The sequence below is a fragment of the Rhodococcus sp. AC861 genome, assembly GCF_979256035.1.
The window spans coordinates 38,749-65,037 of the sequence record NZ_CEEDMW010000005.1 but is presented as its reverse complement, the minus strand read 5'-3'; the positions used below and the strand labels follow the sequence as shown (position 1 = coordinate 65,037).

Genomic DNA, 26,289 nt, shown 5'->3' with positions numbered 1-26,289 from the left:
GTGTGACTACCAGCCATATTCCGAACTCGAGCGACGGCATCACCGATCGCACGTCTCACGACCCGGACCTCGGCGGGCATTTCGGTAAGTACGGTGGCCGATACGTTCCCGAGGCGCTCATGGGCGTCATCGAAGAAGTCACCACCGAGTACGCGAAGGCACGCGGGGACCGCACTTTCCTGGACGAGCTCGACCGTCTGCAGCGCGACTACACCGGACGTCCGTCCCCGGTGTTCGAGGCCGCGAATCTGTCGACGCACGCCGGCGGCGCTCGCATCCTGCTCAAGCGCGAGGACCTCAACCACACCGGTTCGCACAAGATCAACAATGTGCTCGGACAGGTGCTCCTCGCGAAGCGGATGGGTAAGACCCGCGTCATCGCCGAGACCGGAGCCGGCCAGCACGGTGTCGCCACCGCCACTGCCTGCGCACTTCTCGGACTCGAGTGCCTCGTCTACATGGGTGAGGTCGACACCGAGCGCCAGGCGCTCAACGTCGCGCGGATGAAGCTCCTCGGCTCCGACGTCGTCCCGGTCACCTCGGGATCGCGGACTCTCAAGGACGCCATCAACGAAGCGCTCCGTGACTGGGTCACCAACGCGGACGCCACGTACTACTGCTTCGGTACCGTCGCCGGACCGCACCCCTTCCCGATGATGGTGCGCGACTTCCAGCGCATCATCGGCATGGAGGCTCGCGCTCAGCTGATGAACAGCATCGGTCGGCTTCCCGACGCCGTCGCGGCGTGTGTCGGCGGCGGATCGAACGCCATCGGCATCTTCCACGCGTTCATCGACGACCCGGCCGTGCGCCTCATCGGATACGAAGCTGCCGGCGACGGCATCGAGACGGGCCGTCACGCCGCCACCATCGGGGCAGGATCGCCCGGTGCCCTGCACGGTGCGTTCTCGTACCTGCTGCAGGACGCCGACGGACAGACGATCGACTCGCACTCGATCTCCGCGGGTCTGGACTACCCCGGCGTGGGACCGGAGCACTCGTACCTCAACGACATCGGGCGCGCCGAGTACCGGCCCATCACCGACACCGAGGCGATGGAAGCGTTCACGCTGCTGAGCAAGACCGAGGGCATCATCCCCGCGATCGAGTCGGCGCACGCGATCGCCGGCGCGGTGAAGCTGGGCCGGGAACTGGGCGAGGGCGCCGTGATCCTGGTCAATCTGTCCGGACGTGGAGACAAGGACGTCGACACCGCAGCGAAGTGGTTCGGGATCCTGGACGAGAAGGGCAAGATCAAGTGAGCGTCACACCCACCCCGATCCCCGTGAATTCGGGTCCGTCACGGCTCGCATCGGTCTTCGAGACCACGCGTGGTGAGAAGCGCGCCGCGCTGGTCGGCTACCTGCCCGCAGGCTTTCCCACCGTCCCGGAATCGATCGAGGCAGTCCGCGCGCTGGTCGAGAGTGGTTGCGACATCATCGAAGTCGGTGTCCCGTACTCCGATCCCGTCATGGACGGGCCCACCATCGCGGCAGCGGCAGGTCGAGCGCTCGAGAACGGTGCCCGTGTGCGCGACGTGTTCACGGTCGTCGAGGCCATCGCCGACGCCGGTGGCAAGGCCGTCGTCATGACCTACTGGAACCCCGTCATGAAGTACGGCGTGTCCGCGTTCGCGGCCGACCTGGCGTCGGCCGGTGGCCTCGGCATGATCACGCCCGATCTCATCCCCGACGAGGCAGGCGACTGGTTGCAGGCCTCCGACGACAATCACCTCGACCGCATCTTCCTGGTCGCGCCGTCCTCGACCGAGGAACGGCTCTCGCGCACCGTCCAGTCGAGCAGCGGATTCGTCTACGCCGCGTCGACGATGGGTGTCACCGGAGCCCGCGACGCCGTGTCGTCGGCCGCGCCCGAGCTGGTCTCGCGCATCCGCGTGCATTCCGACATCCCCATCGGCATCGGCCTCGGCGTGCGTTCCGGTGCGCAGGCGGCGGAGATCGCTGCCTACGCCGACGCTGTCATCGTCGGATCCGCTCTGGTCACGGCCGTCGACTCCGGTATCTCCGCGGTGTCCGCGTTGACGGCGGAACTCGCCGAGGGCGTGCGGTCCGCCGAGGCGGCCTCGTGACCCTCGCGTCGAGCACCGCGGTTCTGGCATACCTGCCCAGTCCGCCTCAGGGAGTCTGGTACGTCGGTCCACTCGCTCTGCGCGCCTACGCGTTCTTCATCATCGTCGGCATCGTCATCGCGATCGTCTGGGGAGACAGGCGATGGGTCGCTCGCGGTGGCGACAAGGGAACAGTCCTCGACGTCGCCGTGTGGGCCGTACCGTTCGGGCTCATCGGTGGCCGGCTCTATCACGTCATCACCGACGCACCCACGTACTTCGGCGAGGGCGGCAACCCCGTCGATGCGCTGAAGATCTGGCAGGGCGGGCTCGGCATCTGGGGAGCGGTGTTCCTCGGTGGTGTCGGTGCGTGGATCGCGTGCCGGCGCCGGGGAATCCCGCTGCCGGCGTTCGGCGATGCCGTGGCGCCCGGCATCCTGCTCGCCCAGGCGATCGGTCGTATCGGCAACTACTTCAACCAGGAGCTGTACGGCCGCGAGACCACCCTCCCGTGGGGTCTCGAGATCTACGAACGTGTCGATGCCAACGGTCGCGTCGACACACTCGGTGGTGTCTCGACCGGCGTCGTCGAACGCGTCGTCCATCCGACGTTCCTGTACGAACTGCTGTGGAACATCGTCATCGTGGTTCTGATCGTGCTGATCGACCGCCGGTTCCGACTAGGTCACGGTCGCATCTTCGCCCTGTACGTGGCGGGCTACTGTGCGGGACGATTCGTCGTGGAACTGATGCGCAGCGACTTCGCCACGTTGATCGGTGGCATCCGGGTCAACTCGTTCACGTCCGGAATCGTGTTCCTGTTGGCGCTGGCCTACGTGGTGCTGGCACCGAAGGGCCGCGAGGATCCCGCGTCGTTGTCGACGCGGACCGAGAACGAGACCGCCGACGACACGGTTGCCGACGACACGGTTGCCGACGACAAGGCCGGGGACGACGCGGTTGCCGACGAGAAGACCGTCGACGAGAAGGCCGCTGACGACAAGGTGCTGTCGACGAGCGAGGACGAGGGACGTGACCGATCCTGAGAAGCCCGACCTGACGAAGAAGCCTGCGGCGAATCCCGACACGTCCGGCACCGAGTCGAGCTCCGGACCCGGCTGGAACACCAACGCCAGTTTCGGCGAGGGTCCGGGCGCCGGCGCGTACCCGTCGTATCCGTCGCCCGGCACGTTCCCGGAACCGTCCGCCGGCGACACGGCCGCGTTCGGTTACCCGGTGGGCGAATACGGCTCGTGGAACCGGGAGCCCGAGGCGAGCACATGGGCGGCGCCGTCCGCCGAGACTCCCTACGGCCAGGTGCCCCAGTACGGTCAGCCCCAGTACGGTCAGCCCCAGTTCGGCCAGCCCCAGTACGGTCAGCCCCAGTTCGGCCAGCCCCAATACGGGCAGCCGCCTCAGTACGGTCAGCAACCACCCTACGGTCAGAATCCGTACGCGCACAACAACTTCGGCGGTCCGGGCTACGGCGTGGATCCCTCCGCGCCGTTCGGGCGGGACATGGCGACGGGCGAGCCGTACGGCGACAAGTCCAAGGTGACGGCGGGCATCCTGCAGCTCGCGCCCCTACTGTTCGGTCTGCCCATCGCTGTCGGCCGGTTCTACATCGGGACCACGGCGATCGCTGTGGCCCAGGTGGTCCTCTTCGCGGTGAGCGTGCTTCTGACCATCACGCTGATCGGCGCGATCATCGGTCTCCCGCTGTACGCGGCGGTGTGGTTGTGGTGCCTGATCGACGGAATCATCATGCTCGCGAGCAAGGTCCGCGACGGTGAGGGCCGGTTGCTCAAACCCTGAACGACCGGCTGGTTAACTACTCGCCAGTAGCCCGATTGTCAGGACATAGCGCCGCCACTTCGATAGGAATCGGGTGTCGCGGGGACTAGGCTTGCCCGTGTGACCCGACGGACGAAGATCGTATGCACTCTGGGACCAGCGACAGCCACCGACGAGAAGATCAGGGAGCTCGTCGAGAGCGGAATGGATGTCGCTCGACTCAATTTCAGCCACGGTGACTACCCCGATCACGAAGCGAACTACACGCGAGTGCGGGCGGCGTCCAACGCCACCGGCAAAGCCGTCGGCATCCTCGCCGACCTCCAGGGTCCGAAGATCCGCCTCGGCCGCTTCAAGGAGGGCAAGACCACCTGGGCCAACGGCGAGCTGATCCGCATCACCGTCGAGGAGTGCGAAGGCACCCACGACAGGGTGTCCACCACCTACAAAGAGCTTGCGCAGGACGCGAAGCCGGGCGATCGCCTGCTCGTGGACGACGGCAAGGTCGGTCTCGTCGTCACCGATGTCGAGGGCAACGATGTTCTCTGTCGCGTGACCGAGGGTGGCCCCGTCAGCAACAACAAGGGTGTCTCGCTCCCCGGTATGGACGTCTCCGTTCCCGCCATGTCCGAGAAGGACACCGAGGATCTGGAGTTCGCCCTCGCGCTGGGCGTCGACTTCATCGCACTGTCCTTCGTGCGGTCTCCGGCGGACATCGAGCTCGTGCACGCGATCATGGATCGAGTCGGCCGTCGAGTGCCAGTCATCGCGAAGATCGAGAAGCCCGAAGCAGTCGACAACCTCGAAGCCATCGTTCTCGCATTCGACGCGGTGATGGTCGCTCGCGGTGACCTCGGCGTGGAGCTCCCGCTCGAGCAGGTGCCGCTGGTGCAGAAGCGCGCCATCCAGATCGCGCGCGCCAACGCCAAGCCGGTCATCGTCGCCACGCAGATGCTCGAGTCGATGATCGAGAACTCCCGCCCCACCCGCGCGGAGGCATCCGACGTCGCGAACGCGGTGCTCGACGGTACCGACGCGGTGATGCTGTCCGGTGAGACCTCCGTCGGCAAGTTCGTGATGGAGACGGTGCGCACCATGGCCCGCATCGTCGAGACCGTCGAGATGGAGGGTGATGCAGTTCCCGCCCTCACACACACCCCCCGTACCAAGCGCGGCGTCATCTCCTATGCGGCGCGCGACATCGGCGAGCGTCTGGACGCGCGCGCCCTGGTCGCGTTCACGCAGTCCGGTGACACCGTTCGGCGTATGGCTCGTCTACATTCGCGCCTGCCTCTGCTCGCTTTCACGTCCATCCCCGAGGTCCGCAGCCAGCTGGCGCTGACGTGGGGAACGGAGACGTTCCTCGTTCCCTTCGTCGACACCACGGACGGGATGGTGCGCGAGGTGGACAAGTCGTTGCTCGAGCTCGATCGGTACAACCGCGGTGACCAGGTCGTCATCGTCGCCGGTGCTCCTCCCGGCACTGTAGGCTCCACCAACTTGATCCACGTGCATCGAATCGGAGAAGAGGACCGGTAAGTGACCGAAGCGGGGGGGACGGTCGGAGACGACCTGTCGGAGCGTCGGGGGGACGCGCCGACTGTCACGACAGGGCGCTCACGCGACCTGAGCGTGTTGTTGGACATTCTGGATCTGACCGATACGGGCGAGGACACGTTCGTCGGGCGTCATCCGGCGGAGGTCGGTAGTAGGACGTTCGGCGGACAGTTGGTGGCACAGGGTTTGATCGCCGCGGGTCGGACGGTGTCCGGCGGCAGACCTGTTCACGCGATCAATGCTCATTTCGTGCGCGGAGGAGATGTCAAGCGCGACATCGAGTATCGGGTCGATCGGCACCGGGACGGCCGAGCCTTCGCGAACCGTCAGGTCACGGCGTACCAGGACGGCGAAGAGCTGTTCGTGATGCTGGCCGCGTTCCAGGACGCTCGCGGGGGACTCGAGCACAGCGTGGAGTTGCCGGAGGTCGATTACCCGGAACTGCTTCCACCGCTGGGCAATCACTTCGACGGATACGAAGACCGACTGAAGATGTTCGTCGACGCGTTGAAACCCATCGACATGCGCTACGCCAATGATCCGGCCTGGATCATGAAAGGCACGGGGGAACGCCTGAACCACAATCGCGTGTGGATGAAGGCCGACGGACCGTTGCCGGACGATCCGAACCTGCACGTCGCGACGATGGGGTACGCGTCGGACACGACTGTGCTCGACTCCATCATCACGACGCACGGATTGTCCTGGGGACTGGATCGCATCGTCGCGGCCACGGTCAACCACTCGATCTGGTTCCATCGACCCTTCCGGTTCGACGAGTGGATGCTCTACGCCACCGAATCCCCGGTAGCCGCCGGCTCACGGGGATTGGCGACGGGTCGATTCTTCTCTCGCAGTGGTGAATTGGTGGCGACGGTTGTTCAGGAAGGTCTGATCCGCCATTTTCCGACGCGGTGAGTCGTCGGCGACGATGACGAATATGTCGGCGAAGCAGTCACGTCCGAATTCCGCGAGTACACCGGCGATGAATTTTGTTCCGGGCAAGCATTTTCCGCTGAGAATGCGGGAGACGGTGGCGGGATCGACCCCGATCCGTTCCGCCAACTGTCCGTCCGTCGTGATCTCCGCGTAGCGACGTAGTCGTTCCAAGCCGTCACGATCCAGCGCGAGATTCGCCATCGATTACCCCCCAGTGATCGATCGTGTCGCGCTCGTTGCGCGCACGACACGAAAGGTACACACGCAATAGCGCCGCGGCAATCGACACACTCTGGCTCGAGTTGCGTCGATGTCAGTAGTGTTCGCGCCATGGGTGAGACGTCCGGGGTGGGGGAGACGTGGTGGGAGTACTTGAACCGCGTCACAGACAGAGCATCACAAGTAGAGATCGCGCGGGCAGCAGGGGTGGATCCCGCGTCGGTCTCGAGATGGAAGTTGGGGAAGAACACGCCGAGTGCCGATCGCGTCATCGCTGTCGCGCGGCACTTCGGCCGTAATCCGGTCGAGGCGCTGGTGGTCGCACGGTATCTGGCGCCGCACGAGGTCGACGCCAGAATCGAACTCGCTGCCAGCGCCGCGGCGTTGACGGACGAGGAACTGGTGACAGCCATCCGTCGACGCCTGGTCGATCGGCCGTCGCACGAGGACGTCGTCGCGGTCGACATGTCGCATCACACCGTGCACTGACGGACCGTCGTCGGTCCTACTCCGCGCGCTCGTCGATCAGGAAGATGATCAGCGTGGCGGCCAGAACTGCTGCGGGAATCCATGCTGCCCGCACGCCGATCGTTTCCGTGGCCGCCGCGCCCGCGAGCGCACCGAGCGCGAAGACGGCGATGACGGCGCTGTAGACGCGAACGGCACGCCTGCCGGCGGGATCACGGTCGACGAGGGCGGCGAAGCCTGCGTCGGTGAACCGCATGAGGTTGCCGGTCATCGCCACGGCGATGAAGTTGAGGTCGCCGATCGTGCGGAACAGCGCGAACTGCAGGGATGCGATGAACGCAATGGGGACGGTGACCAGCGCGTTCGGAACGGTGTCGGGGACGAAACCGACGACCGCGAGGATCGCGGCCTGAGCTGCGACAGACCATCGGATCGGCCGATGCACGTGGCGTTCGGCTCGCCCGGACTTGATGACGTTCGCGATCACCACTCCGACGACGAACGCCAGAAGAGGCCAGAGGTGATCGGCGGCCGCGCTCCACTGTGTACGCGAGAGCTCGATGGCCAGGAAGATGACGTTGCCGGTCTGCGCGTTGGCGAACACGCCACCACGGGAGACGAAGGTGTACGCGTCGAGGAAGCCGCTCGCAGCCGTCACGATGAGAGCGAATCGCAGGCTGGTGGACGTGGTGGTCACGGGGACACCTCCACGACCACGCGCCACGCCTCGGTCTTCTCGGCCAGTGTCGACGACGCGTGCGCCGGGCTCGTCGAGGGGAGCCGCCGGCACGTCACGGCGCGGGGCAACCGGACATGTCGGAGGAAGAGCTTCTCGGCGGCGGCACCGTTGAGGAAGATTCGTCGGACGGTCGGATGATCGGTGACGAAGCCTGAGAGATCGTTCGCCACGGCGGTGTCGGCGTCGATGGCGGAGTCCAGACTTCCCTCCCGCGTACAGAGTTCGAGAACATCCCACACGGCGATACCGGACGCGGTGAGTGCCGCGACGCGGTCGTCGTAAGGATCGTCGGCGCGGAAATCCACGAGCTGAGCCATAATCGGCCAGAACGCATTTCGCGGATGTGCGTAATACTGCCCCGCGCGCAGCGAGGCCACGCCCGGCATGGATCCGAGAAGGAGGGTGTGCGGACTCGCGCCCACGAGGGGCGCGAAACTGTGGACGACGGTCACTGCGCCACCCCGGCGGCGAGCAGCAGGATCGACGACGCGACCCCGGCGAGAACGCGGACGTGGTTCCACCGCGTCCACCGGATCAGGAATTCGGGCCAGACGTCGTCGCGCGCAGCGAGGCGGTTGTTCAGAGGCACGTTGACGACGACGGTCACACCGACGCATCCACCGACGTAGAGGACCGCTGCGAGCACGACGAGCGATGCGGGTATGCCAGGCTCGAGGAGAGCCGTCACGGCGGCAGCGACGGTGGCTATCGCGGTGCCGAACAGGAGAACCATGAAGAGGGGAGCGACGATGACCACGTTGATGCGGTTCATCACCGCGGCGGCCGACGACGCGGGCTGTGATGCCAGTGCCGGCATCACGGCGAGGGAGAACGCCAGGAAAATCCCCGACACCAGGGCGGATCCGAGTCCCGCGACGATCAGGAGAGCGGTCACGGCGGACCCTTTCTGTGCGGCAGTCCTGCCATCGAATCAGACGCATGTCGCTCGCAGGGAAAGGACCGGCCGTTGATCGTCACGAGTGCATTCTTCGCGGACTACGCGAGGCAGTCGGACCAGAAGCTCGACGTCCTCGGAGGAATCTGGGACTGGTGCGTCCTTCCGTCGTTGGAACAGCCCGTCGAGGCGTATCTGGTGGTGCTCCTGCAGCGCGGCCCGGACGACGCCGACGGCGGTCGCCTGCAGGTGCAGATCACGGACGGAGACGACGAGCCGCTCCACGTGTTCGAGTTGCCCGTCAGCGGCCGCATCGACGGCGAGCAGCAGGCGGTCGCATTCCCGATCTCGTTCACCTGTCGACGCATCGGGAGGCATGTCGTGCGGCTGACGACAGGACGCGACGACGTGGGATTCGCTCTGTCGCTGGATGTTCGGTCGATGACCTGACGTGTGAAACGTGGTGCCCTCGGTGAGACTCGAACTCACACTGCACGGGTTTTGAATCCGTTTCCTCTGCCAATTGGGATACGAGGGCGGACCACTCGCTCGGCGAATGGTGCGGTCACCGAGTGTAGAAGATCGGTGCCGACGCCGGTGCACCGGTACCCTGACGGTGCCCTGCGGGGCGGCCGTGTTCGAGGGGTGGGAAGAACCGCCAGTGAGTAGAAGAGGACGAGTCCACGATGAACACACCGGTTGCTCCGGCGGCGAAGCGCGTGGTCGTGGCGGAGGACGAGTCGTTGATCCGCCTGGACCTGGTCGAGATGCTGCGCGAAGAGGGCTACGACGTCGTCGGTGAAGCGGCCGACGGACAGGAAGCCGTCGATCTGGTGCGCGCTCTGCTGCCCGATCTGGTGATCATGGACGTGAAGATGCCGCGTCGTGACGGCATCGACGCCGCGTCGGAAATCGCGGCCGCCCGGTTGGCGCCCGTGGTGATCCTGACGGCGTTCAGTCAGCGTGAGCTGGTCGAGAGAGCACGAGATGCCGGCGCGATGGCGTATCTGGTCAAACCCTTCACCAAGGCCGACCTGGTGCCGGCCGTGGAACTTGCCGCCAGTCGGTTCACGGAGATCTCCGCCCTCGAGACGGAGATCGCGGATCTCACCGATCGTCTGGACACCCGCAAGCTGATCGAGCGCGCGAAGGGCCTGTTGATGACGTCGCAGTCGTTGTCGGAGCCGGACGCGTTCACGTGGATCCAACGTGCCGCGATGGACCGCCGCACGACCATGAAAGCGGTTGCTGCCGTGGTCATCGAAACGCTGGGAAATACGCCCGCTTCGTGAGATTCCGGGGCACGAACCGGCCGTGACGACTGTGCCAGGCTACGGCCACGTTAAAACTCGCTGCCAACACGTCACAGTAAGGTCACAGGGCTTGTTCCAGAGGTCGCGAACGGTCCCGGAACGATAGGTTCTCCTTCACGAGCGTCGCGGTATCGGGTGCGTGACGCACATATTTCTAGGAGACGACAGATGGCAAGACGAACCATCGTTCGGACGGCTGCAGTGGTGAGCGTCGCCTCGCTCGCCCTGTTCGGCTGTTCCTCGAGCGACGATTCGAGTTCCGGCAGCGAGAGCAGTGCTGCCGGCGGATCTTCCGCATCCGCTTCGGCGGAAGCAACCGTGAGCACCGACTGCACGCCCGAACAGGCAACTGCCGGCGCGACACCGGTGACCACCCCCCTCAAGCTCGGCACACTTCTTCCGGAGACCGGCAGCCTGGCCTTCCTCGGACCGCCCGAGGTCGCCGGCGTCCAGCTGGCCGTCAACGACATCAACGGCGCCGGCGGCGTCCTGAGCCAGCCGATGGAACTCATCCCCGGCGACTCGGGCGACACCACCACCGACACCGCGAACAGCACCGTCGACCGCGAGCTCGCGGCCGGTGCCAGCGTCATCCTCGGTGCGGCATCGTCCTCGGTGTCCCTCAAGGTCATCGACAAGATCGCCAGCGCAGGCGTCGTCCAGATCTCGCCGGCCAACACCTCGGACCAATTCGTCTGCTACCCGGACAAGGGTCAGTACTTCCGTACCGCCCCGACCGATGTGCTTCAGGCGCAGGCCCTCTCGCAGCTCATCTCCGAGGACGGCGGACAGCGTGTGTCCATCCTCGCGCTGAACGACCCGTACGGCACCGGTCTGGCCAGCAACACGGTCACCAACCTCGAGGACGCCGGCGTCGCCTCCGATCAGATCCAGAAGATCATCTACGACCCCAACGCGCAGTCGTTCAACGCCGAGGTCGACCAGGTGAAGAACTTCAACCCTGACGCGGTCGCCATCATCGGCTTCGAGGAGTCGGCGAAGATCATCACCCGTATGCACGAGATCGGCATCGGACCGTCGGACGGCACTGCTGTCTACGGTGTCGACGGCAACATGGGCAACGCGCTCGGCGAGGCCGTCGGCGCAGGACTGCTCGACACCATGCGTGGAACCACCCCGCTCACCGACGTGGGTGCGGGCTTCCAGGATCGACTCAAGGCCGTCAACCCGGCACTGGTCGACTTCAACTACGCCGGTGAGTCCTACGACGCAGTCGTGATCTCCGCTCTCGCTGCCGAGCAGGCCAAGTCCACGGCCGGCGTCGACATCGCGGCGAACATCAACTCCGTCACCAAGGACGGAACGAAGTGCACCACCTTCCAGGAGTGCCTGCCGCTGGTCAAGGCCGGAACCGACATCGACTACGACGGTGTCACCGGTCAGCTCAGCTTCACCGACGGCGGCGAGCCTGCTGTCGGTTCGTACGGCAAGCTGGTCTTCGGACCTGACAACAAGCTCACCACCGAGGACTACATCGTCGTCGGCGGCTGATCTGCAGTAACCCCGAACGGGCCCGACTCCACTGGAGTCGGGCCCGTTCTGTTGTCGCGGGGCTCGCCTCCCGACGATCGCCACCTGCAACGGTTCCGGCAACGTGCAACGGTTGCAGCCGCTGCAGGTTGCCGGAACCGTTGCGGGAACCCGCTAGCACCTGTTCGGCGCCGTGCGCAGAGTGCATCGGCCGCGAGTACGTCCATAACGCCGTGAATCGAGCTGTGTCGACGACACTATGGACGTACTCGCCGAGGGGGCGCAGACAACGAGAGGGGCGCCCCGAGTGAACTCGGAGCGCCCCTGTCGGTGTGCGGGTACTACTTCTTCTCTTTGCTCCCCGCGAGCGTGCCGAGGTAGAGCTCGATGACCTTGGGGTCGTTCATCAGATTCGTACCCGTGTCGGTGTACGCGTTCTTGCCCTGATCGAGAACGTAACCGCGGTCGCAGATCTGCAGGCATCGACGGGCGTTCTGCTCGACCATGATGATCGAGACACCCGCCGCGTTGATCTTCTTGCAGCGGATGAATACCTCGTCCTGGAACATAGGGGACAGGCCCGCCGACGGCTCGTCGAGCAGCAGCACGGACGGTTCCATCATCAGGGCGCGGCCCATGGCCACCATCTGGCGTTCACCGCCGGACAGTGCGCCCGCCTTGATCTTGCGACGCTCGGAGAGCAGCGGGAACAGTTCGCTGACGAAATCGAACCGCTCCTGGAACTTTTTCGGCCGCAGATAGATCCCCATCTCGAGGTTCTCCTCGATAGTGAGCGAGGGGAACACGTTCTGCGTCTGCGGAACGTAGCCGACGCCCTTGGTCACCAGCACATGCGCTTCGGCGGACGTGATGTTGTCTCCGCGCAGGGTGACCGCGCCGCTGCGGATGGGGATGAGCCCGAACAGCGCTTTGAGCAGTGTCGACTTGCCGGCACCGTTCGGTCCGATGATGCCGACGATCTCGCCGTCGTTCAGGTAGAAGTTGCAGTCCTTCAGGATGTTGACGCCAGGGATGTACCCGGCCACCAGGTCGTCGGCGCGCACGAGCGCGTCGGTGGCCAGGCGGCGGTGTTCGTCCGGTGTCGCCGCGAATTCCGCTGCGGTGAGCCCGGTTTCCCCGGATGTGGTTGCTCCGGATTCGGTCATGTCGTGGTCCTCTTGTCCAGCGCGATCTCGGGCTCGGCCTCGGAGAGGTCGCCGCCCGCTTCCAGGGTCTGCACCTCGGCCTGCTCGAGCGCCTCCGCCAGCTCTGCGGTGGCTCCCACGGGGTTGCCGTCGGCGTCGAACTCGAGGGCCTGGTCGTGGTGACTTCCGAGGTAGGCGTCGACGACGGCCTCGTTGTCCGCCAGCTGTGCCGGTGCGGACTCCGCGATGACACTGCCCTGAGCCATGACGACGACCCAGTCGCTGATGTCGCGGATGACGTCCATGTCGTGCTCGACGAAGACGACGGTCATGCCGTCGTCGCGCAGCGACTTGATGTGGCCCAGAAGGCTCTGCGTCAGAGCCGGATTCACACCCGCCATGGGCTCGTCGAGCATGACCACCGCCGGATCGGTCATCAGTGCGCGTGCCATCTCGAGCAGCTTGCGCTGACCGCCGGACAGCGACCCCGCGAGGTCGTCGGCCTTGGCATCGAGCTTGAATCGTGCCAGCAGATCATTGGCTCGTTCGGTGACTTCCCGTTCCTGCGCCTTCCACGTCCACGGCATGAGCGTGTTGAAGATCCGCTCACCCTTCTGGCCCGTGGCGCCGAGGCGGACGTTGTCCAGCACAGTCAGTTTGGACAGTGCCTTCGTCAGCTGGAAGGTGCGCACCACTCCGTGGCGTGCCACCTGGTGGGGTGTCATCTTGCCGAGCGACTTGCCGTCCATGGACCAGGTGCCGGTGTCCGGCTGATCGAAGCCGGTGAGCAGGTTGAACAGGGTCGTCTTGCCGGCGCCGTTCGGGCCGATCAGACCGGTGATGCACCCACGCTGGATCTCGAGGTGCGCCACGTCGACAGCCTTGAGGCCACCGAACGTGCGGGAGACACCGTCGACGACCATGGTCGGGTCGGGCTTGGCGACGCCGGGTGTGTTGGCGACGTCCGCGAAGAGCGCGGCGCGCACCTCCGCGGAGAGCGGCTTGCGTGCCGCGATGGTGTTACTTGGCATCGAGCTGTACCTCCCGCTTGTTGCCCAGCAGTCCTTGCGGGCGGAAGATCATCAGCACCGCGATGAGGATGCCGAGGAGAACGAATCGTGTTGCGCCGACCTGCTGTTCGGTCATGGGGATGAACGGGTCGGGGCCTGCGGCAGCCTGACGCAGCAGGACGTCGGGGATCGAGAGCAGGAACCAGAACAGCATGGCTCCGACGACCGGTCCGAACACCGTGGCGGCGCCGCCCAGGATCAGTGCTCCGAAGGCGAAGAAGGTCTGCGCGGTCGAGTAGAAGTCGGGGTTGATCGACTTGGTCTGGAGGGCGTTGAACACGCCGCCCATGCCGCCGATGACACCGCCGAGAACCAGTGCCTGCATCTTGTAGACGAAGACGTTCTTGCCGAGCGAACGCGCAGCATCCTCGTCCTCACGCACCGCCTTGAGCACGCGTCCCCACGGGCTGTGGGTGAGCAGATAGACGAGGCCGCACAGGATGATCACGAGCGACCACCCGACGACCATCGCCCACAGGTCGTCGCCGTAGAACTTCACGCCGGCGAACGAGTACTGCTTGCCCGAGTCGAACGGGCTGAGATTGGTGAACGGATCGGCGAAGCCGAAGAGGCCGTTGGTCGATCCGGTGACACCGTTGGACGCGGTGGATCGGAAGACGAGCCTCAGGATCTCGGACGCCGCGATCGTGACGATGGCCAGATAGTCGGCTCGTAGTCGCAGCGTCGGGATGCCGAGAACCAGAGCCAACAACCCTGCGGCGGCCAGTCCGACGATGATGCCGAGCCACAACGGCTGCTCGTAGGTGATGGTCATGATGCCGACGCCGTACCCACCGAGGAGTGCGAAGCCGATCTGTCCGAAGTTGAGCAGTCCGGCGTAGCCGAAGTGCAGGTTGAGGCCGATGGCGAGAAGTGCGTAGAAGATCGCTGACGGCCCGACGAGCTGGGCGAGCGATACCTGAATTGCTCCGACGATATCCATGGTCAGCCGATCCTTTGCCGCGAGCCCAGGATGCCTTGCGGCCGGACGATGAGGATGACGATCAAGACGAGCAATCCTCCGATGTATTTGAGGTCGGGGTTGATCACGAGCGTCGACCACTGCACCAGCAGTCCGACGATGACACAGCCCAGGAGCGCGCCGTAGGCAGTTCCCAGTCCACCGAGGGTGATACCGGCGAACATGAGCAGGAGGAGCTTGAAGCCCATCTCCCACTGGACGCGACCGCCGAGCTCGGAGAGCCCGAACAGGACGCCGCCCAGGGCAGCGAGTCCGCCGCCCATGCACCAGACGAACGTGACGACACGCTCGACGTTGATGCCCGACGACGCCGCGAGGTCGCGGTTGTCCGCGACGGCACGCATGGCCTTGCCGATGCGGGTCTTCTGCAGCATGAGAGCGACGAGAACGAGCACCACGATGCTGATGACGATGCAGGCGAGGTTGACGTCCGTGATGGCGAACGGCCCCCATTCACGCTGCACCTGCGCCTGGTAGTCCTTGTACGGCTCGGCGCGGTCGGAGAAGAAGATGAGGATCAGGTATCGCAGGGCGATAGCGAGGCCGATCGACACGACGAGCTGGCCGATCAGACCCGTCTTACGTCTGCGCAGTGGTCTCCACAGTCCGGCGTTGTTCGCCCAGCCGACCGCCACACCGACGATCACCGCCAGGATCGTCGCCGGGATCAACTGGATCCCGAGCTTCTGATTGAAGACCCATGCTGCGACCGCACCGAGCGTGACCAGTTCTCCGTGGGCGAAGTTGGTGAGGCCGGTCGTGCCGAAGATCAGGCTCAGACCGATCGCGGCGAGCGCGATGACCAGTCCGAAGCGCAGTCCGTCGATGGTCGTGCGGAGGAATTTCTCGTAGAACGGCACCACGGTCGCGCTGCGCTCTTCACCGAAGCTGAAGATCACGGTGTTGGCGCGGCCCTGGACCACGGTGCGTTCGACGTCGCCTTGGACCGACACGCCGTCGGGCAGGGTTTCGGGGTCGACGCGGAAGGTGTAGTCACCGGGGGAGACGGGGAGCGTCCACCGGCCTCCCTCCGCGGACGTGGTGCGTGCGACTTCGGCGTCGGAGCCGTCGAGTGCGAGAACGTCGACACCGACGAGGCGTTCGCCCGCATTGTTCAGGCTGCCGCTGACGTCGACCGCATCTGCTGGGGGAGTCGAGGAGCTGCTCGCGGGTGGTGAGCTGGAGCTCGGGGTGGGAGCGGGAGTGGGTTCCTGGGCCAGGGCTGTTCCACCGACGGTGGCAGCAGCGATGAGGCCGAGGAGAACGACGACGAGCGCGCGGACGATCGTGGCGGTAGCCACGGATCGCACGGGCCGTCGAGGACTCGAGGGGGGCACGCGGGGTCCTCTCGGACGGTCGAATAACGCCGAGTTGTCTCGGCAGTGCTTGCAATTGTCGGACTCTATCGGGCTGGAGGTATCGAAAACGGCCGCTTCGATTTCTTCGATGTTGCGGTCTTGTTTCGAAGCGGGCGAGCGCCGACGGCGGAGATGTCGGTCGTCGTCCCTAGACTGACGGGGTGAGTCCAGTAACCGAGTCCTCGCCCCTGCTGATGCTGATCGACGGTCACTCGGTGGCGTATCGAGCCTTCTACGCGCTCCCCGCCGAGAACTTCAAGACCACGAGTGGGCAGACCACCAATGCTGTCTACGGATTCACCTCCATGCTGATCAACCTGCTGCGCGACGAGGCGCCCACACACGTGGGCGCTGCCTTCGACGTCTCACGACAGACCTTCCGGGCGGAGAAGTTTCCCGAGTACAAGGCCAATCGCATCAAGACTCCCGACGAGTTCGCGGGTCAGATCGACATCACCAAGGATGTCCTCGGGGCCCTGGGTATTCCGGTCATGGCGGAGCCCGGCTTCGAGGCCGACGACATCATCGCGACCTTGACGACCCAGGCGGTGGCGGCCGGATATCGCGTCCTCGTGGTCACGGGTGATCGCGATTCGCTGCAGCTGGTCAACGATCAGGTGACCGTGCTGTACCCACGCAAGGGCGTCTCCGACCTGACGCGGTTCACCCCGTCCGAAGTCGAGAGCAAGTACGGGCTCACCCCTGCGCAGTACCCGGATTTCGCTGCGCTGCGCGGGGATCCGAGCGACAACCTGCCGGGTATCCCGGGGGTGGGGGAGAAGACGGCGACGAAGTGGATCAAGGAGTTCGGCAGCCTCGACGAACTTGTCGACAAGGTCGATACCGTGCGCGGAAAGGTCGGGGACGCCCTGCGGGCCAACCTTTCCAGCGTGGTCCTCAACCGCCAGCTCACCGAGATGGTGCGCGATGTCCCGCTGCCGTACACACCGGATCAACTGCAACTGGCGCCGTGGGACCGGGATCGGGTCCACGCGCTGTTCGACGATCTCGAGTTCCGTGTTCTCCGCGATCGACTGTTCGCGACGTTGTCGTCCACAGAGCCCGAAGCGGAAGAGGGCTTCGAGGTCAGCGGTCGCGCGCTCGAGCCGGGCGAGCTGGGCGAGTGGTTGGACACGCACACCAGCGACGGAGTACGGACCGGACTGTCCGTGGTGGGGACTCGCTCACCGTTCGACGGGGACGCCACATCCGTCGCATTCGCCGCCGCCGACGGTGAGGGTGCCTACATCGAGACGATCGGACTCACCGAGGAGGACGAGCAGGCGCTCGCACGGTGGTTCGCGGACGAATCGCGGCCGAAAGCGTTGCACGAGGCCAAATGGGCCCTGCATGCGCTTCGTGGCCGCGGATGGCCGGTCGCCGGGCTCACCAGTGACACTGCCCTGTCCGCGTATCTGGTCCGGCCGGGGCAACGCAGCTTCGCCCTGGACGACCTGTCGCTGCGCTACCTCAAACGCGAACTGCGCGTGGAGGATGCAGGGGATGCCCAGCTGTCGTTGCTCGACAGTGAGGACGAGACGCAGGCAGCTGTGGCGGAGGGCGAGATCCTGCGCGCGCAGGCAGTTCTGGATCTCGCGGACGCCCTCGATCGTGAACTGGCCGAGATCGAGTCGGCGCCGTTGCTGTCCGACATGGAACTTCCGCTCCTGGACGTTCTGGCGACGGTGGAGAATACCGGTATCGCCATCGATCTCGACCATCTCCACGATCTGCAGAGTCAGTTCGCCGGCGAGGTCAGCGTTGCCGCCGAGGCCGCGTACGTGGTGATCGGCAAGCAGATCAACCTCGGTTCGCCCAAGCAGTTGCAGGTCGTGCTCTTCGACGAGTTGGACATGCCCAAGACCAAGCGCACCAAGACCGGCTACACGACCGATGCCGAAGCGCTGCAGAGCATGTTCGAGAAGACCGAGCATCCGTTCCTGCGTCACCTGCTCGATCACCGCGACGCGACGCGACTCAAGGTCACCGTCGACGGTCTGCTGAAGTCGGTCAGCGACGACGGTCGCATCCACACGACGTTCAATCAGACCATCGCCGCCACCGGCAGGTTGTCTTCGACCGAACCCAATCTGCAGAACATCCCGGTCAAGACGTCCGCGGGTCGACGGATCCGCGAGGGGTTCGTCGTCGGCGAGGGCTACGACACGCTGATGACGGCCGACTACAGCCAGATCGAGATGCGCATCATGGCGCACGTATCCGGTGACGAGGGATTGATCGAAGCGTTCAACACCGGCGAGGACTTGCACAGCTTCGTCGGATCGCGGGCCTTCGGCGTTCCGATCGACGAGGTCACCCCGGAGTTGCGCCGACGCGTGAAGGCGATGTCCTACGGGCTTGCGTACGGCCTCAGCGCCTACGGGCTGTCGCAGCAGCTCAAGATTTCGACGGACGAGGCCAAAGAGCAGATGGAGGCGTACTTCTCCCGGTTCGGTGGAGTCCGCGACTATCTTCACGAAGTGGTCGAGGCTGCGCGCAAGGTGGGGTACACCTCGACCCTCTACGGTCGTCGGCGCTATCTCCCGGATCTCACCAGCGACAACCGTCAGCGTCGTGAAGTGGCCGAGCGCGCCGCACTCAACGCGCCCATCCAGGGGACGGCAGCCGACATTATCAAGGTCGCGATGATCGACGTGCAGCGGGCGTTGGCACAGTCGTCGCTCACGTCTCGGATGCTTCTGCAAGTTCACGACGAACTGGTGCTCGAGGTCGTCGAGTCCGAACGCGTCGAGGTGGAGGCGTTGGTGCGGGACAAGATGGCCCATGCCATCGAGTTGTCCGTGCCGCTCGACGTCTCCGTGGGCACAGGTCGCACCTGGGACGACGCCGCGCACTGACGCGACGGCGCAGGACGACGAAAGGCGGGCACCGGGATCATCCGGTGCCCGCCTTTCGTCGGTGTGTGCGCTACTTCGCGTCGGCCGCCTGCTGCTCGGCGATCTGCTTGCGCACGTCGTCCATGTCGAGTCCCTTGATCTGCCCGACCAGGTCTTCGAGGGCAGCCTGGGGCAGTGCGCCGGGCTGGGCGAACACGAGAACGCCCTCACGGAATGCCATCAACGTGGGGATGGACCGGATGTTCGCGGCTGCGGCGAGCCCCTGCTCGGCCTCGGTGTCGACCTTGCCGAAGACCACGTCGGGGTGCTGCTCCGACGACTTCTCGAAGGTCGGGGCGAACTGCTTGCACGGTCCGCACCAGTCGGCCCAGAAGTCGACCAGAACGACATCGTTGCCGGTCACGGTCTCGTCGAAGTTCTGCTGCGTCAGCGTCTGCGTTGCCACAAGGATCCTTTCGTCGCGGGTGCCGATAGTCGGCACGTTCCTTCTGCCCCGCACAACGCACGCACACCGGTCGGCATTCCCCGCGTGTTTGTTCGGACCCGGTCACACAGGGACGGGCGCCGCGCGGAAGGTCCGACGATATGCCTGTGGCGTCGTGCGCCGGAGCCTCACGAAATGTTGGCGCAGGACCGCGGCCGACCCGAACCCCACCGACTCGGCGACCGCGTCGATGGAGAGATCGGTCGATTCCAGGAGGCGTTGCGCTGCCAGGACTCGTTGGTCGCTGATCCACCGGGCCGGCGTGGTTCCGGTCTCGGCCTGGAAGCGTCGGGCGAACGTACGGGGCGACATCGAGACCTCCGCGGCCAAGACCTCCACGGTGAGGTCCAAGCGGATGTTCTCGGTGATCCAGTCGATGAGCGGTGCCAACGTCTCCGAGTCGCACACCGGGACCGGAACGGCGACGTACTGAGCCTGTCCGCCGTCGCGGTGCGGAGGGACGACCATGCGCCGCGCGATGCCGTTGGCGACGGCGCTGCCCTGCGCCGACCGGACGATGTGCAGGCAGAGATCGATGCCCGCCGCGGTTCCGGCACTGGTCAGCACCCGATCGTCGTCGACGTAGAGGACGTTCGGGTCGACGGCAGCATCCGGATAGCGAGCGGCGAGCGCGTCGGCGTGGCGCCAGTGTGTGGTGCAGCGGCGTCCGTTAAGGAGTCCGGCCTCACCCAGGACGAAAGCTCCGGTGCACAAGCTGGCGACTCGTGCTCCTCGCGCGACCGCCGCGCGGAGCTTGCCCAGGAGTGGCTCCAGGTCGTACGTGTGCTCGGTGCCGCATGCGAAGGATCCGTCGAACGTGACGGAGGTGCCGCCGGCGGGAACGATGATCAGGTCGGCGTCGTCGAGTCGGTCGAGGTCGTGCGGAACGTCGATGGTGTAGCCGAAGCGCGTCCGTATCGGATCCGGGACCGCCGCCACGAGAGAGAAGTCGTAGACCGGCAGTCCCTCATCGGACCGGTCGAATCCGAACACCTCGCACGCCACGCCCAGTTCGAACGCCTCCGTCAGAGGGAGGAGGGGAACGACGACCTTCGACAACATGCGGTCAGTATGGCAGAAAATCGATGAAATATGTCATTCCTGCCACTGTTCCCGGAAAGCGCTGCGGCGGACTATTTCTCGCATGACATTCTTCGTTCTTCTCTCGGGGTTCCTGGTGGTTCTGGTGCTGCTGGCATCGCTCGCGACGGCCGGTCGGCTACCGGACACTCACGACGAGGTGACCCAGCACGGCGACTATCGTTTCTGACGTGCTGGGTCTCCAATTCGTCGCTGCTGCACTCGTCTGGGGAGCCAGCTTCCTGTTCATGAAGATCGGGCTCGAGGGCCTGAGCTTCCCCCAGGTGGTTCTCGCGAGACTCGTTCTCGGAGCACTCACGCTCGGACTGTTGTTGCGCGTCATGCACGTTCGGTTGCCGCGCCGCGGTGTGGTGTGGGCGCATTCGTGCTTCCTCGCGGTCTTCCAGTGCATCGTCCCGTGGTTGCTCTTCGCGTGGGCGGAGCAGGACATCGACTCGGCGACGGCGGCGATCTTCAACGCGACGACGCCGCTCATGACCACCGTGTTGGCATTCGTGGTGCTGCCTGCCGAGCGTCCGACGGCGATGCGGTCGGTCGGACTCCTGCTCGGATTCGTCGGCATCCTGGCCGTGTTCTCGCCGTGGCAGGCCGGGCTCGCGGGCAGCGTCGGCGCGCAGATGGCGTGTCTGGGAGCCACTGCGTCGTACGGCATCGCTCTCGTCTACCTGCGCAAATTCGTCGTCCCGTTGCGGGTACCGGCATTAGCCGTGGCGACGATGCAGATCGGTATCGCAGCGGTCGCGATGGTGGTGGCGACGCCCGTCGTGGCCCGACAGGCCGTGCACCTCGACGTCCCGGTTGTCGCGTCGATGCTGGCACTGGGCTGCGCCGGGACCGGCCTGGCCTTCCTGTGGATGACCAACGTCGTGACGGGGTGGGGTCCGGCTGCAGCGTCGACAGTGACCTACCTGAGCCCGGTGGTCGGCATCGCCCTCGGTGCCGCCGTGCTGGGAGAGGCGGTGACATGGAACGCGGTGATCGGAACGGCCCTGATCATCGTGGGCGTTCTGGTGACGACGCGTCGTCGCGCAGCCCCCGCGGTGGTGACCGTCAGCCGATGAGCCAGTCCTCCCGCGCGTCTCCGTCCCAGCGCCGGACAGCAGAGACCTCCGCCTCGATGTCGCGGAGGTCGGTGATCAGATGCGAACTCGCGGAACCGATGTCGTCCGGTCGCATACGCATCGCGAGGGTCACGTGCGGCGTGTAACGGCCCGGTTCGAGATGCGGGGGGATGCCGGGGGAGTCGGCCAGGATCCTGTGGACCCGGGCGTGCAGGTCGAGTAGTTCGGGCGACGGGACGACCGTACGGGCGAGTACCGCGCGTGACCCGCCGAACATCACCAGGCCGCCCAGCCGCACGGCCTCGGGGAATCGCCACGCACCGTTCTCTCGCCCGTCCACGATCAGCGCGGTCAGCCGCCGCTCGGCATCGTCGTCGATACTCGCGGCGACCGCGATCGTGATGTGTGGACGGTTCGACGACCCCGTGTGTCGAGCCTGGCTGGGAAGTCCCAGTTCCGCGAGGTAATTCCATTCACGACGGATCGATTCGTCACTACCGGAGTCCAGGAGGAGCTCCACCGACTGCACCATGATGAGCAATGATGGCGGCCATGACGAACGAACGACGTTCCGGGTCCGTGTCGGGTATCTCGCGCGGTGGCCATCCCATCGGAGTTCTCGACGGAGACGGCATCGGCAAGGAGATCGTTCCCGGTGCCGTCAGGATCGTCGACGCGGCCGTCGAGTCGATGTCGGCGCCTCGGATCGACTGGCAGCGACTGCCGTTCGGCCGCGATGCCCTGGACGAGTACGGCGATGCCGTGCCCGCGCACACCATGGCGGCGTTGGCCGAACTCGACGCGTGGGTGCTGGGACCGCACGACAGCGCCTCGTACCCGGAGGAGCTGCGAGGCCGACTCACTCCCGGCGGGCGCATCCGGAAGGAGTTCGACCTCTACGCCAACATTCGGCCGGCGAAGGCGTTGCCGGGAGTCAAGGCAGTGTCGCCCACCATGGATCTGGTCGTCGTGCGGGAGAACACCGAAGGCTTCTACGCGGACCGCAACATGTTCGTCGGATCGGGCGAGTTCATGCCGACGCCCGACGTCGCTCTCGCGGTCGGCGTCTTCACGCGCAGGGCATGCGAACGTATCGCCGAGCAGGCCTTCCGGATCGCCGAGAGTCGACGTCGCCACGTGACCGTCGTCCACAAGACCAACGTCCTACGGCTCACCACGGGTCTCTTCAAGGACGTCTGCACCGAGGTCGGTGAACGCCACCCGAGCGTGAGCGTCGCCTACGAACACATCGACGCGGTGACTGCCAAGCTCGTCCGGTCGGGTGGAGACTTCGACGTTCTGGTGGCGGAGAACATGTTCGGCGACATCCTCTCGGACCTCACGGGTGAGCTGTCCGGGTCTCTGGGTATGGCGCCGTCGATCAATGCGTCCGACTCGAAGGTCATGGCTCAGGCGGCACACGGCGCGGCGCCGGACATCGCCGGACACAACCGTGCGAACCCGACGGCGGTGCTGCTCTCGGTCGCGGCGATGCTCGAGCACCTGGCGGCCGGCGACGGACCGTCCGAGCTCGCGCATGTCGGTGGACGCATCCGCAGCGCCGTCGACACGACGATCGCGTCGGGAGTAGGTACTGCTGACATCGGTGGGCTCGCGTCCACCAGCGAGTTCCTCGAGACGGTGACGGCGCACGTCGTCCGCGGAGCCTGAGCTCGTTACTTCACGCAGCAGAAGATCGCGGTGCCGGGAAACAGTTCTCCGCGGAGCGGTGACCACTGACCCCACTCACGGTCCAGCCACTCGGGCCAGTCGGGTTCGACGATGTCGACCAGCGTAAGTCCCGCGGCGACGATCTCCCGAACGCGGTCGCCGACGGTGCGGTGATGCTCGACGTAGGTCGCCGTGCCGTCCGGGTCGAACTCGGCGTACGGGGTGCGATCGAAGTACGGGATCGTCGCGGTGAGGCCGACCGGTCCCGGGTCGTCCGGAAAGATCCACCGCATCGGGTGGTTCACGGAGAACACCCACCGTCCGCCGGGCCGCAGCACCCGATGCACCTCTCGCATCACGCGTGCGGAGTCGGCGACGAAGGGGACGGCGCCGAAGGCGGAACACGCGATGTCGAACGACGCATCGGCGAACGGCAGGTTTTCGGCCGAGGCCTGCAGGAGCGCGGGTGCCGGACTGCCCGGCGACACGGCCTCGCGGGCCGCGATCGCCTCGGCTCCGTACGCCAACATTCCCGCGGAGATGTCGAGCGCCGTCGCGCGGGCGCCGTGTCCCGCCAGCCATCGGGCGCAGGGGGCGGATCCGCACCCGATCTCCAGGACGTCGCGGTTCTCGACGTCACCCAGCAGATGGACGTCGCCCTCGTGCAGACCCTCCGGGCACCAGACGAATTCGCCCCCCGCGCTGGCGGTGCCGAGGAACTCCCCGTGGGTACGGTGGTATTCGGCGGAATCATGGTCCCACCAGGAGCGCGACGCGCGCTCCGACGTCACCGAGTCGACTCCTCGACGGCGAGGCGAAGAGGTCGGCGGATCGACGTGGTCACCGGTGTTCGCGGTGGTCTGGTCACCGAGATCGGCGGGGGTTTCTGCGGACACGCGCAACACCGTAACCGGGTTTGCTCGCCGCACACGGCACCGAGTAGTCTTCGATACGCGAATGTCCGCCTTCGCGCGTGCGTACTCACCGGTCCCGCTGTCAGCGATCCGCAGGTGCGTGTCCGGAGGCGTTCGTCGTTGGCTCTCGAACCAGCGCCCAAGATACGGCAGTACGCGTGTCCTGTCCGCGAGAACGTGAGTCTGTCCGACCGAACATCCATCCACCGACCCCAACCCGTCCGGAGCAACTCACCACATGGCCTCATCCACCGTCACCTCGCCGCAGGTAGCCGTCAACGACATCGGCTCCGCCGAGGATTTTCTCGCCGCGATCGACGCAACGATCAAGTACTTCAACGATGGCGACATCGTCGAGGGCACGATCGTCAAGGTCGACCGTGACGAGGTTCTTCTCGACATCGGTTACAAGACCGAGGGCGTCATTCCCTCTCGCGAGCTCTCCATCAAGCACGACGTCGACCCCAACGAGGTCGTCTCCGTGGGAGATGCGGTCGAAGCTCTCGTCCTCACCAAGGAGGACAAAGAGGGTCGTCTGATCCTGTCGAAGAAGCGCGCACAGTACGAACGCGCCTGGGGCACCATCGAGGAGCTCAAGGAGAAGGACGAGGCCGTCAAGGGCACCGTCATCGAGGTCGTCAAGGGTGGTCTCATCCTCGACATCGGCCTCCGCGGCTTCCTGCCCGCCTCGCTCGTCGAGATGCGTCGTGTCCGCGACCTCCAGCCGTACGTCGGCAAGGAGATCGAGGCCAAGATCATCGAGCTCGACAAGAACCGCAACAACGTCGTCCTCTCGCGCCGCGCATGGCTCGAGCAGACGCAGTCCGAGGTTCGCAGCGAGTTCCTGCACCAGCTCCAGAAAGGACAGGTCCGCAAGGGCGTCGTCTCCTCCATCGTCAACTTCGGCGCATTCGTCGATCTCGGCGGCGTCGACGGCCTGGTGCACGTGTCCGAGCTGTCCTGGAAGCACATCGACCACCCGTCCGAGGTCGTCGAGGTCGGTACCGAGGTCACCGTCGAGGTTCTGGACGTCGACCTGGACCGCGAGCGTGTCTCCCTGTCGCTCAAGGCAACGCAGGAAGACCCGTGGCGTCAGTTCGCCCGCACCCACGCGATCGGTCAGATCGTCCCGGGCAAGGTCACCAAGCTGGTTCCCTTCGGAGCATTCGTGCGGGTCGAAGAGGGCATCGAGGGCTTGGTCCACATCTCGGAGCTGGCCGAGCGCCACGTCGAGGTCCCGGACCAGGTCGTCACCGTCGGAGACGACGCGTTGGTCAAGGTCATCGACATCGACCTCGAGCGTCGCCGTATCTCGCTGTCGCTGAAGCAGGCCAACGAGGACTACGCCGCCGAGTTCGATCCGTCCAAGTACGGCATGGCCGACTCGTACGACGACCAGGGCAACTACGTCTTCCCCGAGGGCTTCGATCCCGAGACCAACGAATGGCTCGAGGGCTTCGACAAGCAGCGTGAAGAGTGGGAAGGCCGCTACGCCGAGGCGGAGCGTCGCCACAAGATGCACACCGCTCAGATGGAGAAGACCGCCGCGGACGAGGCGCAGGAAGCTGCCAACGCAGCGGCCGGCTACTCCTCCGAGACCGGTACCCCGTCTGCACAGGGTGCACCGGCTGCAGCAGCTCCCGAGTCCACCGGCGGATCGCTCGCCAGTGACGCTCAGCTCGCCGCACTGCGCGAGAAGCTGTCCGGCGGAGCATGATCCGCTGATCTACCGCTCCACGAGAAGGCCCCGAACCGCACGCGGTTCGGGGCCTTTCCCGTGAGGCGAGGATCTCGCTGCTGGGCACTGCATATAACGACGACAAAGGCCCGATCCATGACGGATCGGGCCTTCGGCCGTGTCTGGTACGCCGCGAATCAGCTCGCTACAGCGGTACCCCAACCTGTGCTCATCTGAGCACTGCGCTTACGCATGGAGGCAAAGCTGTGACGTGCCGGGCTGATGAGTGAGGTGAACCAGTTGCGGCGGTGCTCCGCCAACGCGTCGGCGACCTGAGGAATCAGAATGCAGTGCACGCCGTCGGACATTCCCAGGCGGTGCCGCCCGGGCTGCATCCGCCCGACTCCCACTCCCGCAATGGTGTTCATGCCCGTCCTTTACCTGTCGAGTACTTGCTCGGCCGATTCCGGCGAGGGAGTCGGCG

General features: G+C 65.6%; 27 protein-coding genes and 1 tRNA gene. 15 read left to right on the top strand and 13 right to left on the bottom strand.

Annotation, left to right across the window (positions count from 1 at the left end):
* Window positions 1-2 precede the first annotated feature (2 nt).
* From trpB to AC0IX4_RS16540, 7 genes are all read left to right on the top strand, one after another.
* Window positions 3-1,262, top strand: coding sequence for a tryptophan synthase subunit beta (trpB, locus tag AC0IX4_RS16570; protein WP_231568594.1), 1,260 nt, complete (start codon window positions 3-5; stop codon window positions 1,260-1,262).
* A gap of 23 nt (window positions 1,263-1,285) precedes the next feature.
* Window positions 1,286-2,089 carry a tryptophan synthase subunit alpha gene (gene trpA, locus AC0IX4_RS16565; RefSeq protein ID WP_042573411.1) on the top strand — a complete coding sequence of 268 codons (804 nt, stop codon included), beginning with the start codon at window positions 1,286-1,288 and terminating at the stop codon, window positions 2,087-2,089.
* The gene (lgt, locus tag AC0IX4_RS16560) at window positions 2,086-3,114 is read left to right on the top strand and encodes a prolipoprotein diacylglyceryl transferase (RefSeq protein WP_471829995.1); all 1,029 of its coding nucleotides are present in this window, start codon (window positions 2,086-2,088) and stop codon (window positions 3,112-3,114) included. Before trpA ends, lgt begins: the two co-directional genes overlap by 4 nt.
* Window positions 3,101-3,883: a TM2 domain-containing protein gene (locus AC0IX4_RS16555; RefSeq protein WP_471829994.1), complete on the top strand. Its 783-nt coding sequence runs from the start codon at window positions 3,101-3,103 to the stop codon at window positions 3,881-3,883. The genes lgt and AC0IX4_RS16555 overlap by 14 nt, the downstream gene beginning before the upstream one ends.
* A gap of 99 nt (window positions 3,884-3,982) precedes the next feature.
* A complete protein-coding gene (pyk, locus tag AC0IX4_RS16550) occupies window positions 3,983-5,401 on the top strand; it encodes a pyruvate kinase (RefSeq protein WP_042573300.1) in 1,419 nt (472 codons plus the stop codon).
* Between the two features lie 33 nt (window positions 5,402-5,434).
* Window positions 5,435-6,337, top strand: a complete 903-nt coding sequence (locus AC0IX4_RS16545; protein WP_042573413.1) for an acyl-CoA thioesterase — start codon at window positions 5,435-5,437, stop codon at window positions 6,335-6,337.
* A 351-nt stretch (window positions 6,338-6,688) separates the two neighbouring features.
* Window positions 6,689-7,066: a helix-turn-helix domain-containing protein gene (locus AC0IX4_RS16540; protein ID WP_052493121.1), complete on the top strand. Its 378-nt coding sequence runs from the start codon at window positions 6,689-6,691 to the stop codon at window positions 7,064-7,066.
* 16 nt (window positions 7,067-7,082) lie between these two features.
* On the opposite strand, the gene AC0IX4_RS16535 is transcribed toward AC0IX4_RS16540, so the two are convergent.
* From AC0IX4_RS16535 to AC0IX4_RS16525, 3 genes are read right to left on the bottom strand one after another with little or no spacing between them, the layout of a single operon-like run.
* Entirely contained in the window at window positions 7,083-7,742 is a 660-nt protein-coding gene (locus AC0IX4_RS16535; RefSeq protein ID WP_082518267.1) for a YoaK family protein, read from the bottom strand.
* Window positions 7,739-8,236: a DNA-deoxyinosine glycosylase gene (locus AC0IX4_RS16530; protein ID WP_471829992.1), complete on the bottom strand. Its 498-nt coding sequence runs from the start codon at window positions 8,234-8,236 to the stop codon at window positions 7,739-7,741. The genes AC0IX4_RS16535 and AC0IX4_RS16530 overlap by 4 nt, the downstream gene beginning before the upstream one ends.
* Window positions 8,233-8,679, bottom strand: coding sequence for an anthrone oxygenase family protein (locus tag AC0IX4_RS16525; RefSeq protein WP_471829990.1), 447 nt, complete (start codon window positions 8,677-8,679; stop codon window positions 8,233-8,235). The genes AC0IX4_RS16530 and AC0IX4_RS16525 overlap by 4 nt, the downstream gene beginning before the upstream one ends.
* A gap of 72 nt (window positions 8,680-8,751) precedes the next feature.
* Between AC0IX4_RS16525 and AC0IX4_RS16520 the strand changes: the two genes are divergently transcribed.
* Window positions 8,752-9,129, top strand: a complete 378-nt coding sequence (locus AC0IX4_RS16520; RefSeq protein WP_471829988.1) for a hypothetical protein — start codon at window positions 8,752-8,754, stop codon at window positions 9,127-9,129.
* A gap of 11 nt (window positions 9,130-9,140) precedes the next feature.
* On the opposite strand, the gene AC0IX4_RS16515 is transcribed toward AC0IX4_RS16520, so the two are convergent.
* Window positions 9,141-9,217: transfer RNA gene (locus AC0IX4_RS16515), tRNA-Leu, on the bottom strand.
* 148 nt (window positions 9,218-9,365) lie between these two features.
* On the opposite strand from AC0IX4_RS16515, the gene AC0IX4_RS16510 reads away from it, so the two are divergent.
* Both AC0IX4_RS16510 and AC0IX4_RS16505 read left to right on the top strand, forming a co-directional pair.
* Entirely contained in the window at window positions 9,366-9,971 is a 606-nt protein-coding gene (locus AC0IX4_RS16510) for an ANTAR domain-containing response regulator (protein ID WP_042573305.1), read from the top strand.
* Between the two features lie 189 nt (window positions 9,972-10,160).
* Window positions 10,161-11,504, top strand: a complete 1,344-nt coding sequence (locus tag AC0IX4_RS16505; RefSeq protein ID WP_042573306.1) for an ABC transporter substrate-binding protein — start codon at window positions 10,161-10,163, stop codon at window positions 11,502-11,504.
* Between the two features lie 320 nt (window positions 11,505-11,824).
* On the opposite strand, the gene AC0IX4_RS16500 is transcribed toward AC0IX4_RS16505, so the two are convergent.
* From AC0IX4_RS16500 to AC0IX4_RS16485, 4 genes are read right to left on the bottom strand one after another with little or no spacing between them, the layout of a single operon-like run.
* Entirely contained in the window at window positions 11,825-12,649 is an 825-nt protein-coding gene (locus tag AC0IX4_RS16500; protein WP_042573308.1) for an ABC transporter ATP-binding protein, read from the bottom strand.
* Entirely contained in the window at window positions 12,646-13,659 is a 1,014-nt protein-coding gene (locus tag AC0IX4_RS16495) for an ABC transporter ATP-binding protein (protein WP_042573309.1), read from the bottom strand. Before AC0IX4_RS16495 ends, AC0IX4_RS16500 begins: the two co-directional genes overlap by 4 nt.
* Window positions 13,649-14,641 (bottom strand): branched-chain amino acid ABC transporter permease, encoded by a 993-nt coding sequence (locus AC0IX4_RS16490; RefSeq protein ID WP_042573310.1) that lies wholly within the window; start codon window positions 14,639-14,641, stop codon window positions 13,649-13,651. The genes AC0IX4_RS16495 and AC0IX4_RS16490 overlap by 11 nt, the downstream gene beginning before the upstream one ends.
* Before the next feature lie 2 nt (window positions 14,642-14,643).
* Window positions 14,644-15,990: a branched-chain amino acid ABC transporter permease gene (locus AC0IX4_RS16485; protein ID WP_197074689.1), complete on the bottom strand. Its 1,347-nt coding sequence runs from the start codon at window positions 15,988-15,990 to the stop codon at window positions 14,644-14,646.
* Between the two features lie 242 nt (window positions 15,991-16,232).
* On the opposite strand from AC0IX4_RS16485, the gene polA reads away from it, so the two are divergent.
* On the top strand, window positions 16,233-18,896 hold the full coding sequence (gene polA / locus AC0IX4_RS16480; RefSeq protein ID WP_042573312.1) for a DNA polymerase I: 2,664 nt from the start codon (window positions 16,233-16,235) through the stop codon (window positions 18,894-18,896).
* A gap of 70 nt (window positions 18,897-18,966) precedes the next feature.
* Here the strand turns inward: polA and trxA are convergent, their stop codons facing one another.
* On the bottom strand, window positions 18,967-19,341 hold the full coding sequence (trxA, locus tag AC0IX4_RS16475; RefSeq protein WP_042573313.1) for a thioredoxin: 375 nt from the start codon (window positions 19,339-19,341) through the stop codon (window positions 18,967-18,969).
* Between the two features lie 102 nt (window positions 19,342-19,443).
* Entirely contained in the window at window positions 19,444-20,442 is a 999-nt protein-coding gene (locus AC0IX4_RS16470; protein WP_471829984.1) for a GlxA family transcriptional regulator, read from the bottom strand.
* 82 nt (window positions 20,443-20,524) lie between these two features.
* Here AC0IX4_RS16470 and AC0IX4_RS16465 point away from each other — a divergent pair, with 82 nt between their 5' ends.
* Together AC0IX4_RS16465 and AC0IX4_RS16460 are read left to right on the top strand one after the other, a co-directional pair.
* On the top strand, window positions 20,525-20,650 hold the full coding sequence (locus AC0IX4_RS16465) for a hypothetical protein (RefSeq protein ID WP_269430094.1): 126 nt from the start codon (window positions 20,525-20,527) through the stop codon (window positions 20,648-20,650).
* A gap of 1 nt (window position 20,651) precedes the next feature.
* Complete coding sequence (locus AC0IX4_RS16460) at window positions 20,652-21,542, top strand: DMT family transporter (protein ID WP_471829983.1); 891 nt, start codon at window positions 20,652-20,654, stop codon at window positions 21,540-21,542.
* Here the strand turns inward: AC0IX4_RS16460 and AC0IX4_RS16455 are convergent.
* Window positions 21,532-22,074 carry a 2'-5' RNA ligase family protein gene (locus AC0IX4_RS16455; RefSeq protein WP_471829981.1) on the bottom strand — a complete coding sequence of 181 codons (543 nt, stop codon included), beginning with the start codon at window positions 22,072-22,074 and terminating at the stop codon, window positions 21,532-21,534. The two genes, AC0IX4_RS16460 and AC0IX4_RS16455, sit on opposite strands and share 11 nt — an antisense overlap.
* 20 nt (window positions 22,075-22,094) lie before the next feature.
* Here AC0IX4_RS16455 and AC0IX4_RS16450 point away from each other — a divergent pair, with 20 nt between their 5' ends.
* Window positions 22,095-23,213, top strand: coding sequence for an isocitrate/isopropylmalate dehydrogenase family protein (locus AC0IX4_RS16450; RefSeq protein WP_471829979.1), 1,119 nt, complete (start codon window positions 22,095-22,097; stop codon window positions 23,211-23,213).
* A 5-nt stretch (window positions 23,214-23,218) separates the two neighbouring features.
* On the opposite strand, the gene AC0IX4_RS16445 is transcribed toward AC0IX4_RS16450, so the two are convergent.
* A complete protein-coding gene (locus tag AC0IX4_RS16445; RefSeq protein ID WP_042573416.1) occupies window positions 23,219-24,004 on the bottom strand; it encodes a class I SAM-dependent methyltransferase in 786 nt (261 codons plus the stop codon).
* A gap of 361 nt (window positions 24,005-24,365) precedes the next feature.
* On the opposite strand from AC0IX4_RS16445, the gene rpsA reads away from it, so the two are divergent.
* Window positions 24,366-25,844 (top strand): 30S ribosomal protein S1, encoded by a 1,479-nt coding sequence (rpsA, locus tag AC0IX4_RS16440; protein WP_042573317.1) that lies wholly within the window; start codon window positions 24,366-24,368, stop codon window positions 25,842-25,844.
* Window positions 25,845-26,002: 158 nt separating this feature from the next.
* Here rpsA and AC0IX4_RS16435 read toward each other — a convergent pair whose 3' ends face one another.
* The gene (locus tag AC0IX4_RS16435) at window positions 26,003-26,233 is read right to left on the bottom strand and encodes a hypothetical protein (RefSeq protein WP_042573318.1); all 231 of its coding nucleotides are present in this window, start codon (window positions 26,231-26,233) and stop codon (window positions 26,003-26,005) included.
* Window positions 26,234-26,289 lie beyond the last annotated feature (56 nt).